We start from the raw sequence: 14,975 nt of genomic DNA on the forward strand, positions 1-14,975 counted from the left end.
CGGCCGTCACATCCCTTCCGGGGCCGTGTTGAGGTGGTCGACGCACACCTCGTACAGGCCCTCCGCCCGGGTGGTGGACCAGCCGGCCGGTACGGCCGCGGACGCCGGCCACAGGGCGCTGCGGCCCCGCTCGTCCCGGACGACGACGAAGGTGGCGCAGGCGTCCGCGTACGGGTCGCCGGCCCACGGCTCGTCCAGCACGTGCAGCTCTCCGTCGGCGTCCAGGCGGCCCGACCGTCCGGTCCGCCACATGCGGGCGGTGCCCGAGGCGGCGCCGAACGGGTCGGGCACGAAGCGCTCGCCGGTCGCGCCCGGCAGCCCCGCGTACCCCTGGGCGACGCCGACGCCCCCGATGTAGAGGGCGCCGGTGGCACCGGGCGGCACGGGCCGCATCGCCGCGTCGAGGACGTACACCCGATGGCCGGGCACCGGCCGGGTCCGCGCGCCCGGACCGTGCTCGACGACGAGCCGGCCCTCCATGGTGCCGCCGCTCTTGGTCAGCACCCAGCCCTCGGCCCGGGCCAGCGCGACCAGGTCCCGGTCCGCGCCGCCGCCGAGCACCAGGGGCGCCCGCTGCTCGCGCAGCCAGCGCAGCAGCGCGGGCGCGCCGGACGCGAGCAGCGAGCCGGGCGGTACGACGACATGGCGGCCGGAGGCCAGCGCGCCGAGCAGGCCGAGCACGGCGTCCGCGTCCGGATAGCCGTGCACCAGCCAGGCGGCCCGCCGCCCGTCGGCGGAGCGTGCGGTGACGTTCTCGGCGACGACGGACTCGGCGCCGACGGCGACCAGGCCGTCCCCGCAGGGCGCCAGCACCAGCGGATCGGCGTGGGACAGCGGTCGCACCCGGTCGCTGTCCCGTACCGGCCAGCGGCCGCCGGCCGCCAGCGTCTCGGCCGCCGGGTGCCGCACCAGCCGTACCGCGCCGGGCACGGCGGGCAGCTGCCGGTCGGCGGCCTCGTCCAGCAGCAGCACCACCGGGCGCGCCCCCTCGGGCAGTCCTTGTGCCGGGTCGAGCGGCAGCAGGGCGGCACCGGCCTTGGCGACGGCGAGCGCCGCCACCGCGAACGCCGCCGGCGAGGAGATCGCCGTCGCCACCGCCGTGCCAGGGCCCGCCCGGTGCTCGACGAGAACATGCGCCAACAGGTCGGAACGGGAGTCGAGTTCGGCCCGGTCGGCGCCCGCGAGCGCCGGCTCGCCGGGGCCGCGTCCGACCCGCTCGGCGAACAGCCCGGCGACGGTCGCCCGCGGCAGCCGCAGTGCCTCGCCCGCCCAGCCGCGATCGTCCTGCCGCGGCCCGGCAGCGGTGAGCCGCAGCCCGCTGACCCGGCGCGCGGCGTCCGCCGACTCCAGTACGGCGACGAGCTGCCGCGTCAGCGACGCCGCCACCGTCTCGCCGACCCCGTCGGCCCGGAACACGGCCGTCACGGTCATGCCCGCGGGCCGGCCGGCGGAGTCCTGCCGCTCGATCAGGGTCAGCGCCAGCTCCGAGCAGGCACAGGGCAGCTGGGCGGGCTCCGGCTGCACGGACAGGCCGGCCGCCTCGTACACGTCGTCCGCGTGCTGCAGCACCGTCAGCGACACCCCGCCCGGCTCGGCCAGCGGAGCCGCGCCGTCCCGGTACGCGGCCAGGGCGACGGCCTTGACCCGCGCCAGCAGCTCGGCGAACGACGGATCGCCCGAGCCGTCCACGGTCAGCGCCAGCACCCGCCCCAAGGGGCCGACGGACCGGCGCAGCGGGTCGCTGCCGCGCGCCGGCACCGGCGCGGCCACCGTGGTACGGGCACCCGCCCCGAGCCGCTGCAACAGCACCACCAGCGCCGCGTGCACCACCATGAACAGGGTCGCGTCGTGTTCGGCGGCGAACCGGGACAGCCGCTCGTGCAGGGAGGCGTCGACACGTGAGGTGAGGGTGCCGGCCGGGCCGGACGGTGGAACGTTCGGTGTTCCCGGCAGGGGGGTCGGAGGTACGTCGCCGCGGCGGGACCTCGGTACCTCGTCGTAGGACGGGGCCGGCCACCAGGGGGTGTCGCCGGTGGCTCGGGCCTCGTAGGCGCGGGCCAGGTCCGCGGCCAGGGGGAGTTGGGACCACTGGTCGACGTCGGCGGCCGGTACCGCCAGCTCCAGGACGTGGTCCTCCGCCGACAGGGTCCGCAGCCGGGTGCCCGCCGACCCCAGCTGCGAGTTGCGCAGGGCCTCGTGCCGTCGGCCCAGATCGGCCAGCGCCGCCTTGAGCGCCTCCATGTCCAGGGCGCCGCGCAGCCTCAGCGGCAGCACCGCGCTGTCCGTCGCCGACGCGATCGGCCCGGTCGCCGCGGGCGCCGGATCGCCGACGAGGTCCGCCAGCAGTGCCGGGGTCGGGGCGTCGTACAGGGCACGGCTGCCCGGCGCGGCACCGAACACCCCACGGATACGTTTCAGCAGCCGGGCGACGGACAGCGAATGGCCGCCCAGCCGGAAGAAGTCCGAGTCGGCGTGCACCACCCGCCGCGGCACACCCAGCACCTCGGCGAACAGATCCCGCAGGATCTCCTGCACGGGCGTGCCCGGCAGGGTCCCGGGCCGGCCGGAGGTGAACGAGCACACCGGCAGCGCCGCACGGTCCACCTTCCCGGCGGAGGTCAGCGGCAGCGTGTCCAGCGTCACCAGCGCGGCCGGGATCATGTAGTCGGGCAGCCGCTCCCGCAGCCGGGAGCGCAGGGCCGCCTCGAAGTCGACGGTGCGGTCGAAGGCATTGGGCGTGTTCACGCACCGCTCGGGCGCCCGGACCGGCGCCGCGTACACCGACGTCAGCGGCCCCGGCGGCACGGCATCCGGCGCCAGCAGCACCAGGTCCAGCGCCTCCGGGGCGCCGGGCGACCAGGTCGGCAGCGCCCGGAAGCCTAGGCTTTCGGCGGCGGCGCACAGCTCCTCCGGGTCGGGCGCGGGGCACGCCTCGCCCAGCAGCGCGGCCGCCTTCGCGACGCCGCCCGCCGGGTCGTCCAGCTCGCGCGTCGCCGCCCACTCGCCGTGCACGCGCGCGTTGGGCACCCCGGTGATCCGCAGCACCGCGGGCCGGCGGTCGCACAAGTACGCCTGAAGGCTCGCGATGTCCGCCATCTCGGCACCCCAGCGCACCCGCGGTGCGTCCGCCAGGTCGGCGACGGGCTCCGCGGTGCTCAGCACGGCCTCGTAGCGGTACCGGTTCAGCTCGTTGCCGTGCACGCCCCGCTTGACGCGGACGTCGACCGCGCGCACCGCCGGCAGTTCCCGGGCCAGGCCCGCGAACAGGGCTGGCGCCAGCAGCAGTTCCGTCTCCAGCTCCACCTGCCGGGCCACCGCCCGGCGTACCGCGGCGGGATCCTCGTCCGCGGCGCGGGCGAGTGTGACGCCGGTCTGCAGACAGCGCGACAGCTCCAGGTTGCGCACGTCGCCGAGGAACAGCGAGCCGCCCGGCGCGAGCAGCGGCAGCAGCCGCTCGACGACCGCGCGCAAGTGACCGAAGCCGGGAAAGTACTGGATCACCGAGTTGACGACGACCGCGTCGAAACGGCCCTGCGGCAGGCCCTCCGTGTCGTGCGCGGCCCGGCAGAGCAGCCGCACCCTGTCCCGCAGCCGGGCATCCGCCCGGACCCGGGACTCCAGCGCCGCCACGGCCGCCTCGGACAGGTCGGTCGCCCAGTACTCCACGCACTCCTCGTCCCGGGCGAGCTCCGCCAGCAGCAGCCCGGCACCGGCGCCGACCTCCAGGATCCGGCGCGGCCCCAGCTCCCGCACGCGCTCCGCGGTCGCCGTGACCAGTTCGCGGATGTGCTCCGCGGGGATCGGCCGGTCGTCGTAACTGCTGTGCCAGCCCGCGAAGCCGGGTCCGGGCCCGGGCCGTCCGGTGTCCTCGTAGAGGGTGTCGTAGATCTCCCGCCACTCGGTCATCTGCACCTCGGGCCGCGGTGCGCGGGCCGCGGGCGCGGCGGGTACGACATGCGCGACGAGCCGGCGCTCGCCGTCCGGGGTCCGCTGCACCGAGGCCACGGCCGCCGACACCGACGGATGCCCGCGCAGCACGGTCTCGATCTCCCCCAGTTCGATCCGGAAGCCCCGCAGTTTGACCTGGTCGTCGGTGCGGCCGACGAACTCCAGCTCGCCGTCATCGCCGAGCCGCACCCGGTCGCCGGTGCGGTACAGCAGCCCGCCGCCCGTGATCCGGTCCTCGATGAACCGGTCGGCGGTCAACTGCGGCTGCCCCAGATATCCGAGGGCCAGCCCCGGACCGCCCAGCAGCAGCTCCCCGGTGCCGCCCGGCTCCACCGGATGCCCGGCCTCGTCCACGACGACCGCCGTGGTCGCGCCGACGGGCCGGCCGATGGGAACGGTCGTCGCGTCCTCCCCGGGCGCCTCGCGCACCTCGTACCAGGTGGCGAACGTGGTGGCCTCGGTGGGCCCGTACATGTGCAGCAGCCGCTCCGGCGGCCCGGCCTCGAACACCCGGCGTACCCGGCGCGGATCGCACGCCTCGCCGCCGAACAGCACGGCCCGCAGCGGGCCGAGGGCCGCGGGCCGCTCGTCGGCCAGCCGGTGCAGCAACGCCGTCGTCAGGAACATCACCGTCACGCCGTGCGCCCGCAGCCACCGCTCCAGCCGCTGCGGATCCAGCACGGTGTCCCGGTCCGCCCCGACCAGCCGGCCGCCCGCCGCGAGCGTCGCCCACACCTCGAACGTCATCGCGTCGAACGCCGGATTGGCGGTCTGCGCCACGACGTCCCACGACTCCAGCCGCAGGTAGTCCGCCGACCGTACGAGGTCCAGCACGGCCCGATGCGGTACGACGACACCCTTGGGCACGCCGGTCGTCCCGGACGTGTAGCAGACGTAGGCGGCGTCGTCGGGGGCGGCGGTGATGGCGGGCGCGGTGTCGGGGCGGGCGGCTATGCGGGCGGCCTCGGTGTCGAGGACGACGAGGGTGGGGGCGGACGGTGTCCGGGCGTTCGGGGTGTCCTCCTCGTGCGGGCCGCCGGGCTCGGTGAAGTCCGCTGCGAAGGGCGTCACCGTCACCACGGCCCGGGCGGCGCAGTCGCGTGCGATCAGCCGTCGCCGTCGGGCCGGGTGGCTCGGGTCGAGCGGTACGTATGCCGCGCCCGCCCGCACGATCGCGAGCAACGCGGTCACCAGGTCCGGGCCCGGGGGAAGGCAGGTCACCACCCGGTCCCCGGGGCCGACGCCCCGCGCCGTCAGGTGCGCGGCCAGCCGGTTGGCGGCGCGGCTCAACTCCCGGTAGGTGAGAGCGGTGCCGGGAGCGATGCCGTCCGGCCAGGCGACCGCGACCGCCTCGGGGCGGGCGAGCACCTGCTGTTCGACGAGGTCGGAGAGGGACATCGGGCGGGCTCCTTAGACGGCGGCTCGAGGCCTGGCAAAGCCTTGCCATGACCTTGGCAACCGGATCCCGTGGCTCTCTCGTGAAGCGCTGGAGTTCCGCTTGAGAACCGGCGGCCCGATCGGCCGCCCGGCAGGCCCGCCTCGGCCCGTCCCGCAGATTCACCCGAGGAACGCTCAAGACCCGCCGGAGGCTCGTGGCTCCTGCCGCGGGCCTTCCGGTTCACTGACCCCATGGCGACCACGAGTCCCGGCACCACCCGTGTCGCGCAGCCGCCGCGACGGGACCGGATCACGCCGCGCGAGACCGCCCCGCACTGGTACACCGAGCCACCCACCGCCCGGCCCTTCGGCCCCCGTGCCGCCGAACGGCTCCTGCACGCCGGGCCGTCCGCGGCCCCCGCCCCGCATCTGCTGCACGCGGCCCGCGTCCTGCTGCACAACGGCCACCCCCACCGCACCGCCGCCTGGTGCGCCCGGCTTCATCCGCACGCCCCGACCCCCGCCTGGTCGGCCGCCTTCCGCGCGCTGCGCGGCGAAGCCCTGCTCCAGCTCGGCGACCCCACCACCGCCGAGTACGAGGCGGCCGCCGCGACGGACGCCGCCGACGGCGAGCCGCACGGATGGCCCGCCGCCGTCCTCGCGCAGGCGCTCCTGGCCCAGGGCCGCCACGAGGCAGCCGCCGCCGCCCTCGACCGCTGCGCCCCGCCCGAGCCCGCCTGGCGGAACGCGCCCTGGCTGCGCGCCCGTGGCCGTCTCCACCTGACCGCCCACCGCGCCCAGGACGCCCTGGCGGCCTTCGACACCCTGGGCCGTCTGACCCACCGCAGGCCCGGCACCAACCGGCTCCCCCACCTGCCCTGGCGCACGGACGCCGCCGAGTCCCTGCTGGCGCTCGGCCATACCGACGGGGCCCGCGCCCTGCTCACCGAGGAACTGGCCGACGCCCCCGTCCTCGGCCCCCGCCACCACGGCATCGCCCTGCGCCTGCTGGCCGCCACCGAGGACCCGGCGGCCCGCCCGCGCACCCTCGCCCGCGCCGCCGTGGAACTGCGCCGCAGCAAGGACCGCCCCGAACTCGCCCTGGTCCTCGCCGACTTCGGCCACACCCTCGCCCTCCTCGGCGAACACTGCGCCGCCGAAGCCTTCCTCCGCCGGGCCACCGACCTGTCCCCCACCACCCCGCGACACCGAGCAGGCCCCTGCCGGTGAAGCGACAGGGGCCTGCTCGACTCGGAGGGGGGATCCGAGACGGGGGTGGTCGAAGGGGCAGCAGAAGGCGTGTGGTCAGGCGACGGCCGAGCGCGCCGACGCTGCCGATGAGCGCTCACGCTGCCGCGGCCCACTGGAGCGCCCGTGGACGCCCGCTCGGTCACCGCCCGACAGCCACCCCGGCGGCAGGCACCCCGATGTGAAGGAGGCGGCATGAGCGTTCGGGCCGGACTGGCGGCTGTGGCGCGAGGGGCGGGGCTGGCGTTGCTGGCCTTGGGATGTTCGCTCGTGTTGTTCTGTCTGTCGGTGGTGTCGGTCGCGCTGCTGGTCGTGGGGATCGGTGCGCTCACCACGCCCTGGCTCGTCCGGGCGACCCGCGCGCACGCGGGCTTCCGCCGGCGGCTGGCCCGCTCGGGCAGCGGGGTGGAGATCGCCGCGCCCTATCGGCGGGCGCCGCGGTTCGGGGGTGGGCCGGCCGGGGTGCTGCGGCGCTGCCGGTGGCTGCTGACGGACCGGGTGACCTGGCGGGAGCTGCTGTGGCTCATCGTCGACCCGACCGCCGGCTTTCTGCTGGGCATGCTCTGCGCCGTACTCGTCGTCTACGGCGCCTGGGGCCTCGTCCTCGCGGCCGGAGTGTGGCGGCCCATGCGCGACATCGGCTACTGGTACGCCTTCGTGCCCGTGGACAGCCAGCTCACCGCCCTGGCCGCGGCCGCCCTCGGCGTCGGGTTCATCGCCGTCGGCCTGCGCTCGGCGCCCGCCGTGCTGCGGGCTCACGCCCTGCTCACGAAAGCCTTCCTCGCCCCGGACCGGGAACGCGCCCTGGAGCTGCGCGTCGCGCACCTCACCGAGTCCCGGGCGGACGCCGTGGACGTCTCCGCGGCCGAGCTGCGGCGCATCGAACGCGATCTGCACGACGGCGCGCAGGCCCGGCTCGTGGCGATGGGCATGAGCCTCGGCACCATCGAGCATCTGATGCGCACCGACCCGGACAAGGCGGCGCAACTGCTCGCTCAGACCCGTGAGTCCTCCGCCGAGGCGCTCGACGAGCTGCGCCGGCTGGTGCGGGGCATCCACCCGCCGGTCCTCGCCGAACGCGGCCTGTGCGACGCCGTCCGCGCGCTCGCGCTGCGCATCCCCCTCACCACCGAGGTCGCCGTCGAGCCCATCGGGCGCCTGTCCGCGCCCGTCGAGGCCGCCGCCTACTTCGCGGTGTCGGAGATGCTGACCAACGTGGCCAAGCACGCCGAGGCACAGCGCGTCTGGGTCGACATGCGGCACGAGGACGGCATGCTGCGGATCACCGTGACCGACGACGGCAAGGGCGGCGCGGACCCCGCGCGGGGCACCGGTCTCCTCGGCATCGAGCGCAGGCTCGGCGCCTTCGACGGCGTCCTCACCCTCAACAGCCCTCCCGGCGGCCCCACTTCGGCGACCATCGAACTGCCCTGCGCCCTGCTCGCCGCCGAACCCCACAGTTAGGGGTGCGGTTCGGCCGTCGTAGGGGTCGTGGGCCCTGCCCCCACCCGCCCCGCGCCCGTGCCGGTCCGGCTCGGCCACCGCGACGGGGTGCCTTCAAGGCTGCTAAGGGGCTTGTAGGGGGAGCGGTCGAGAACTCTTTCCTCATACCGTGGCCGAGCCTGCTTCCACAGGGAAGTCCTCTGCCAGGAAGTGGTCGGCGAAAACCCGTTGATGCCGTGCTTTCGGCAGCGGTGACATTCCTGTCGACGATGAGGAGCGAGCATGCGCTTCGGCCTGATTTATCTCCTGCAGAATCCACGCCCGTGGAGCGAGGACGGGGAGGAGAGGGTGGTCAACGAAGCCCTGGAGCAGATCGAACTCGCCGATCGGCTGGGCTTCGACACCGTCTGGGCGTCCGAACACCACTTCCTCGACGAGTACTCCCATTCCTCCGCGCCCGAGGTATTTCTCGCCGCGGCCGCCGCCCGCACGAAGAACATCCGCCTCGCCCACGGAATCGTCACCCTGCCGCCGGCCGTCAACCACCCCGCCCGGGTCGCCGAGCGCATCGCCATGCTGGACCTGATCTCCGGCGGACGTGTGGAGTTCGGCTCCGGACAGGGCAGCACCCAGCACGAGCTCGGCGCCTTCAACATCGACCGGGCCACCAAGCGCGACCAGTGGCGCGAGGCGATCAACGTCATCACCCGCATGTTCACGGAGGTCCCCTTCACCGGGCACCAGGGCAAGTGGATCGACATGCCGCCGCGCAACGTGCTGCCCAAGCCCAAGCAGAAGCCGCACCCGCCGCTGTGGGTGGCCTGCAGCTCCCCCGAGACCGTCGAGACCGCCGCCCGCAACGGCGTCGGCGCCCTCTCCTTCGCCTTCATGACGCCCGAGGAGGCCAAGGAGCGCGTCGCGGCCTACTACCGGATCATCGAGTCCGACGAGTGCGTCCCGGTCGGCAAGGCGGTCAACGCCAACTTCGCCGTCGCCCTGCCGTTCCTGTGCCACACCGACGAGGAGACCGCCTACGAGCGTGCCCTCGGCGGCGTCGACTTCTACGTCAACTCCTTCATGCACTTCTACGTGCAGGGCGCCCACCGCCCCGGCACCACCGACCTGAAGACGGAGTTCGCCAAGAAGCCGCCGGTGCCGCCGGAGAACGCGGCCCGCATGGACATGGTGGTCCGCCGCGGCATCGGTACCCCGCAGAAGCTCGCCGACATGATCCGGATCCAGGAGGAGGCCGGCGTCGACGAGATCATCTTCCAGGTGCAGCTCGGCGCCAACAAGCACGAGCACATCTGCGAGTCCCTGGAACTCTTCGCCCGCGAGGTCATGCCGGAATTCGCCGAGCGCCGCGAAGCCTCGGAAACCGCCAAGCGGGAACGTCTGGCCGACCCGGTCAAGAACGCCCTGGAACGCATCGAGAACTCCGTCGTGGACGTGTCCGACTACGTCATCCGTACGGACATGGAGGAATTCCAGAACCCGGCACCCGCGACCGAGAGCTGAATCACCGGCACTCGGTGAGCACTTCCCGACGGCGCGCAAGGCACCGCCGAGCCGTCCCGGCGCAAACCGCTTGAGAATCCCTTGCGCAGGGCTCGTCCCGTGCCGGAACGCCGCACAATTTCCGTGATCTGGAGCTGAGAGGTATTCCGACATGTATGCGTTCGAAGAGTCGGACACGATAGAAGCCGAACTCGACGCGGTCTGGCAGACGGTCTCCGACGTGCCGTCGTGGGCCACCTGGGACCCGCACGTCCTCGAGTGCGGCTTCGAGGGGCCGTTCGAGGCGGGCAGCGAGGGCTGGACGCTCTCCCGTATCGTCTCCGGCCGGCGCGGCCCGTTCAAGGTGACCAAGGTCGAGGACAAGCGCTCCTACACGACCCGGTCCCCGATGCCCGGCGGCAAGATGCTGATCATCAACACCTACCGCGCGGAGGGCCCCGGCAAGGTCGCCGTCAGCCGCCGCGTAGAGGTCCACGGCCCCTTCACCCCCGTCTTCCGCCTGTTCTGGGCCAAGGCGTTCCAGGGCGACACCCGGGCCACCTTCAAGGCGCTGGAGCAGGAGGCCCAGCGCCGCACCGCACAGACGGGCAGCGTGCGATGACCGAAGCAGTGGTGATAGGCGGCGGCCTCGCGGGCCTGCTCGCCGCAAGGGTGCTCACCCGGCACGCGGACAAGGTCACCGTCATCGAGGGCGACGTCTACCCCGACGGGCCTCGCCAGCGCAAAGGCCTGCCGCAGGGCCGGCAGAACCACATGCTCATGGCCGGTGGCGCCGAGGCCATCGACCAGCTCCTGCCCGGCACGCTCGCCCGCCTCACCGCGGCCGGCGCCCACACCCTCAGGATGGGCCGGGACATCCTCACCCTCTCCTCCGAGGGCTGGTTCCGCACTTTCGCCGACGAGTCGTACACCGTGGCCTGCAGCCGGCCCCTCATCGACCACGTCGTCCGCAGCCAGGTCCTGTCCGAGGGCACCGTCACCGTCCTGGAGTCCACCAAGGCGCTCGGCCTGGTCGGCAACGCCGAGAAGGTGACCGGCGTCCGCGTCGAACGCGCCGACCGCTCCGAGGCCGTCATCACCGGTGATCTCATCGTCGACGCCTCCGGCAGCCGCTCCAAGTCACCCCAGTGGATCGCCGACCTCGGCCTGCCCCAGGTGAAGGAGGAGTACGTCGACGCCGGACTCGCCTACGCCGGCCGCGAGTACGAGGCCCCCGTCGAAGCTCCCAAGGATTTCCCGGGCGTCCTCATCCAGACCGTCCCCGGCACCGGACAGCCCGGCAAGGGCGCCGCGTTCATGCCGCAGGAGGACGGCCGCTGGATCGTCTCCCTCATCGGCACCAAGGGCGGCCAGCCGCCCACCGTCGACGAGGGCTTCCTGGAGTTCGCCCGCGACGTGCGCGCCCCGATCGTCGCCGACCTCATCGCCACCGCACGCCCGCTGACCGAGGTCCGCGGCTCCCGGGGCCTGGCCAACCGCCGTCGCTACTGGCACAAGCTGCCCGTCCCCGACGGGTTCCTCGCCATCGGCGACGCCGTCATGGTGCTCAGCCCCAACTACGCCACCGGCATGTCGATGGCCGCCTTCAGCGCCCTCGCCCTGCGCACCCGCCTGAAGACCCACGGCCTGCGCCCCGGACTGTCCCGCGCCGTCCAGAACGACATCGCCAAGGTCGGCACCGGCCCCTGGACCATGGCCAGCACCAACGACCTGTTCTTCCCCGGTGTCGAGACCAACATCACCGTCCGCGGCGCGGCCATGCAGCAGAGCATGAGCGCCCGCTACGCCCGCACCGCGTGCGCCAACGAGGACGTACTGCGCGCGGTCTACGAGGTCAGCACCCTGCGCGGTCCGCAGAGCGGACTGATGTCGCTGCCCCTGCTGGCAGCCGTCCTGCGCGGTCCCGGCAAGCCGCCGCTGACCAGCGAACAGGCCATCGCCCAGTTCCCGCAGATCGGGGACCTGTTCGCACGCGTCGGCGACCAGGCCGACCTGTTCCGCAAGGCCAGCTGACACATCACCCCACGAGAGGAGATGGCCACCTGTGAGCAACGAGGAACGGCTCCTTCAATACCTCAAGCGCACGCTCGCGGAGCTGCGTGACGCTCGCAGGTGCCTCGACGAGGCGGCACGCAAACCCGACGACGAGTCCGTGGCGATCGTCGGCATGGCGTGCCGCTACCCGGGAGGCGTCGCCTCCCCGGAGGACCTGTGGCGACTGGTCACCGACGGCGTCGACGCGGTCTCGCAGTTCCCCGCCGACCGCGGCTGGGACGACGACGTGTACGACCCCGAGCCCGGCCGGGCGGGCAAGACGTACGCACGCGAGGGCGGATTCCTCCACGACGCCGCCGACTTCGACCCCGCCCTGTTCGGCATCAGCCCGAACGAGGCCCTGGTCATGGACCCCCAGCAGCGGCTCCTGCTGGAAACCGCCTGGGAGGCCATCGAACGCGCCGGAGTGGACCCGCTGTCCCTCAAGGGCACCCGCACCGGCGTCTTCGCCGGTGTCATGTATCACGACTACGCCCAGGGCGTGGAGGCCGGCACCTCCAGCGCCGGCAGCCTCGTCTCCGGCCGCGTCGCCTACACCCTCGGTCTCGAAGGCCCCGCGCTGAGCGTCGACACGGCCTGCTCCTCCTCCCTGGTCGCCCTGCACCTCGCCGCCCAGGCCCTGCGCCGCGGCGACTGCACCCTCGCCCTCGCCGGCGGGGTCACGGTCATGTCCAACCCCGAGATGTTCGTCTACTTCAGCACCCAGGGCGGCCTCGCCAGGGACGGCCGCTGCAAGTCCTTCTCCGAGTCCGCCGACGGCATGGGCTGCTCCGAGGGCGCCGGCGTGCTCTTCTTGGAGCGCCTGTCCGACGCCCGCCGCAACGGCCACCCCGTCCTCGCCGTCGTCCGCGGCAGCGCCGTCAACCAGGACGGTGCCTCCAGCAGTTTCACCGCCCCGAACGGCCCCTCCCAGCAGCGCGTCATCAAGCAGGCCCTGTCCGGCTCCCGCCTGTCCACCGCCGACGTCGACCTCGTCGAGGGCCACGGCACCGGCACGACACTGGGCGACCCGATCGAGGCCCAGGCCCTGCTCGAAACGTACGGTCAGGACCGCCCCGCCGACCGCCCCCTGTGGCTCGGCTCCATCAAGTCGAACATGGGCCACACCCAGGCCGCCGCCGGCGTCGCGGGCATCATCAAGACGGTCATGGCCATGCGGCACCGCACCATGCCCAAGTCCCTGTACGGCGACCAGCCTTCGACGAAGGTCGACTGGAACGCGGGCGCGGTACGCCTGCTGACCGAGTCCCGCGAGTGGCCCACCCCCGAGGACGGCCGCCCCCGCCGGGCCGGCATCTCCTCCTTCGGCCTGAGCGGCACGAACGCCCACGTCATCGTCGAGGAGCCCTCGGTCGAGGAGGAGGCGGAGGCCCCGGCCACGGAGGCCCCGGCCACGGAGGCCCCGGCCACGGAGGCTGTGGCTCCGGTGGGTTCGCCGGTGGTGCCGTGGGTGGTGTCGGCGCGCGGCGCCGGGACCGCCGGGGTGGCGGCACAGGCCGAACGGCTGCACGCCCATCTCACCGAGCGGCCGGAGGCGTCGGCCGCCGACGTGGCGCTCTCCCTGGTGTCCACGCGTGCGGTCCTGGAGCAGCGGGCCGTGGTGGTCGGCCGGGACCGGGAGGAGTTGCTGGCCGGGCTGGCTTCGGTGGCCTCGGGTGGGGCGACGGTGACCCGGGCTCGCTCGGGTGGTCGTACGGCGGTGGTGTTCACCGGGCAGGGGAGTCAGCGGCTGGGGATGGGGCGGGAGTTGTACGACGCCTTCCCCGTGTTCGCGGACGCCTTCGACGCCGTGTGCGAGGCGCTCGACGGGCTGCCGCTGAAGGATGTCATCTGGGGTGAGGATGCGAGTGTGCTGGAGCGGACGGAGTTCGCCCAGCCCGCGCTGTTCGCCGTCGAGACCGCTCTCTTCCGGCTGCTGGAGTCCTGGGGTGTGCGGCCGGACTTCGTGGCCGGGCACTCCATCGGCGAGGTCACCGCGGCCCACGTGGCAGGGGTGCTCTCCCTGGAGGACGCGGCGAAGCTGATCGCCGCTCGCGGTCGGTTGATGCAGGCCCTGCCGGAGGGCGGGGCGATGCTGGCGGTGGAGGCCACCGAGGAGGAAGTACGGCCGCTGCTCAGTGAGTCGGTCGGCATTGCCGCGATCAACGGGCCCACTTCGGTGGTGGTGTCCGGCGCTGGTGTCGAGGCGATCGAGGAGCACTTCTCCGGTATGGGGCGGCGGACGACCCGGCTGCGGGTGTCCCATGCCTTCCACTCCCCGCTCATGGAGCCGATGCTGGACGACTTCCGGGCCGTGGTGTCCGGGCTGACCTTCTCGGAACCGTCCCTGGGCGTCGTATCGAACGTGACCGGGACCCTCGCCGAGCCCGGCCGGCTCACCAACCCCGAGTACTGGGTGAGCCACGTCCGCGAGGCCGTCCGCTTCGCCGACGGCATCACCACCCTGCACGCCCGCGGCGTCACCCGGTTCGTCGAGTGCGGCCCCGACGCGATCCTGACCGGCCTGGCCAAGCAGACCATCGAGGACGACGAGGACATCACCTTCGCGCCGGTGCTCCGCAAGGACCGTGCGGAGGACGTCACGGCCGTCACCGCCCTGGCCCAGCTGTTCGCCTCCGGCGCCACGGTCGACTGGGACGGCTTCTTCACCGGCCGCGACGCCTCCCGCGTCGAGCTGCCCACCTACGCCTTCCAGCGCCAGCGCTACTGGATCGACGCGCTGACCGGAACCGCCCACCTCGGCTCCGCCGGACTCGACGCGGTCGAGGAGGACAGCCTGGCCGACGAGGGGCGGGAGGTGCGCAGGCGCCTGGTGGCGCTTCCGCCGCAGGAGCGGGTGCGGCAGCTGCTGGAGGTCGTACGGGCGCAGGTCGCCGCCGTGCTGGGGCACGCCTCGGCGGCCGTGGTGGAACCCGACGTGGCCTTCAAGGACCTCGGCTTCGACTCGCTCGCCGCCGTCGAACTGCGCAAGCGGCTGGACCGGATCACGGGCCTGTCCCTGTCGGCGACGCTCGTCTTCGACCACCCCACCTCCCGCGCGGCGGCGGAGTACATCGACGGACTGCTCCTCCCGGAGAACGGCGACGGCCCGTCCCAGGAGGTCCTGGGCGAGGTCGACCGACTGGAGGCGCTGCTGACCGGGCTGACCGCCGACACGGTGCCCGGACGCGACCACCAGCGCATCACCAGCCGGCTGGAGGCGCTGCTGCGCACCTGGCGCGACTCGGGCGACGGGGCCGCGGCCGACGACACCCCCGCCGACTACGAGTCCGCCACGGACGACGAGCTCTTCGACGTCCTCGACAGCGAACTGGGCATCGCGTAACCGGCATCCGTCCCGTCCACGAACCGTACGAGTACCACCGATTTGAGGGGCAGAGGGGCAG

7 protein-coding genes are annotated in these 14,975 nt (G+C 73.7%); 6 read left to right on the forward strand and 1 reads right to left on the reverse strand.

All coding sequences use genetic code 11. From position 1 onward, the window contains the following. Nucleotides 1-6: 6 nt before the first annotated feature. Entirely contained in the window at nucleotides 7-5,346 is a 5,340-nt protein-coding gene (locus ACZ7L0_RS42105) for an amino acid adenylation domain-containing protein (RefSeq protein WP_471247895.1), read from the reverse strand. Between the two features lie 231 nt (nucleotides 5,347-5,577). Here ACZ7L0_RS42105 and ACZ7L0_RS42110 point away from each other — a divergent pair, with 231 nt between their 5' ends. The 6 genes from ACZ7L0_RS42110 to ACZ7L0_RS42135 all read left to right on the forward strand — a co-directional run bounded on the left by ACZ7L0_RS42110 (nucleotide 5,578) and on the right by ACZ7L0_RS42135 (nucleotide 14,914). After that, nucleotides 5,578-6,555, forward strand: coding sequence for a hypothetical protein (locus tag ACZ7L0_RS42110; RefSeq protein ID WP_471247896.1), 978 nt, complete (start codon nucleotides 5,578-5,580; stop codon nucleotides 6,553-6,555). 213 nt (nucleotides 6,556-6,768) lie between these two features. Beyond that, nucleotides 6,769-8,037: a sensor histidine kinase gene (locus ACZ7L0_RS42115; RefSeq protein ID WP_471247897.1), complete on the forward strand. Its 1,269-nt coding sequence runs from the start codon at nucleotides 6,769-6,771 to the stop codon at nucleotides 8,035-8,037. A 261-nt stretch (nucleotides 8,038-8,298) separates the two neighbouring features. Next, entirely contained in the window at nucleotides 8,299-9,534 is a 1,236-nt protein-coding gene (locus tag ACZ7L0_RS42120; protein ID WP_471247898.1) for an LLM class flavin-dependent oxidoreductase, read from the forward strand. A gap of 151 nt (nucleotides 9,535-9,685) precedes the next feature. Continuing rightward, nucleotides 9,686-10,135, forward strand: a complete 450-nt coding sequence (locus ACZ7L0_RS42125) for an SRPBCC family protein (protein WP_471247899.1) — start codon at nucleotides 9,686-9,688, stop codon at nucleotides 10,133-10,135. Then, complete coding sequence (locus ACZ7L0_RS42130) at nucleotides 10,132-11,547, forward strand: NAD(P)/FAD-dependent oxidoreductase (RefSeq protein WP_471247900.1); 1,416 nt, start codon at nucleotides 10,132-10,134, stop codon at nucleotides 11,545-11,547. The genes ACZ7L0_RS42125 and ACZ7L0_RS42130 overlap by 4 nt, the downstream gene beginning before the upstream one ends. 31 nt (nucleotides 11,548-11,578) lie before the next feature. Beyond that, the gene (locus tag ACZ7L0_RS42135; protein ID WP_471247901.1) at nucleotides 11,579-14,914 is read left to right on the forward strand and encodes a type I polyketide synthase; all 3,336 of its coding nucleotides are present in this window, start codon (nucleotides 11,579-11,581) and stop codon (nucleotides 14,912-14,914) included. Nucleotides 14,915-14,975: the final 61 nt, after the last annotated feature.

The organism is Streptomyces sp. NPDC039424, from assembly GCF_055639495.1.

Excerpts from the sequence above, each read along its gene's own strand:
- ACZ7L0_RS42105 (WP_471247895.1), bottom strand. The coding sequence starts at position 5,346 with ATGTCCCTCTCCGACCTCGTCGAACAGCAGGTGCTCGCCCGCCCCGAG.
- ACZ7L0_RS42110 (WP_471247896.1), top strand. The coding sequence starts at position 5,578 with ATGGCGACCACGAGTCCCGGCACCACCCGTGTCGCGCAGCCGCCGCGA.
- ACZ7L0_RS42115 (WP_471247897.1), top strand. The coding sequence starts at position 6,769 with ATGAGCGTTCGGGCCGGACTGGCGGCTGTGGCGCGAGGGGCGGGGCTG.
- ACZ7L0_RS42120 (WP_471247898.1), top strand. The coding sequence starts at position 8,299 with ATGCGCTTCGGCCTGATTTATCTCCTGCAGAATCCACGCCCGTGGAGC.
- ACZ7L0_RS42125 (WP_471247899.1), top strand. The coding sequence starts at position 9,686 with ATGTATGCGTTCGAAGAGTCGGACACGATAGAAGCCGAACTCGACGCG.
- ACZ7L0_RS42130 (WP_471247900.1), top strand. The coding sequence starts at position 10,132 with ATGACCGAAGCAGTGGTGATAGGCGGCGGCCTCGCGGGCCTGCTCGCC.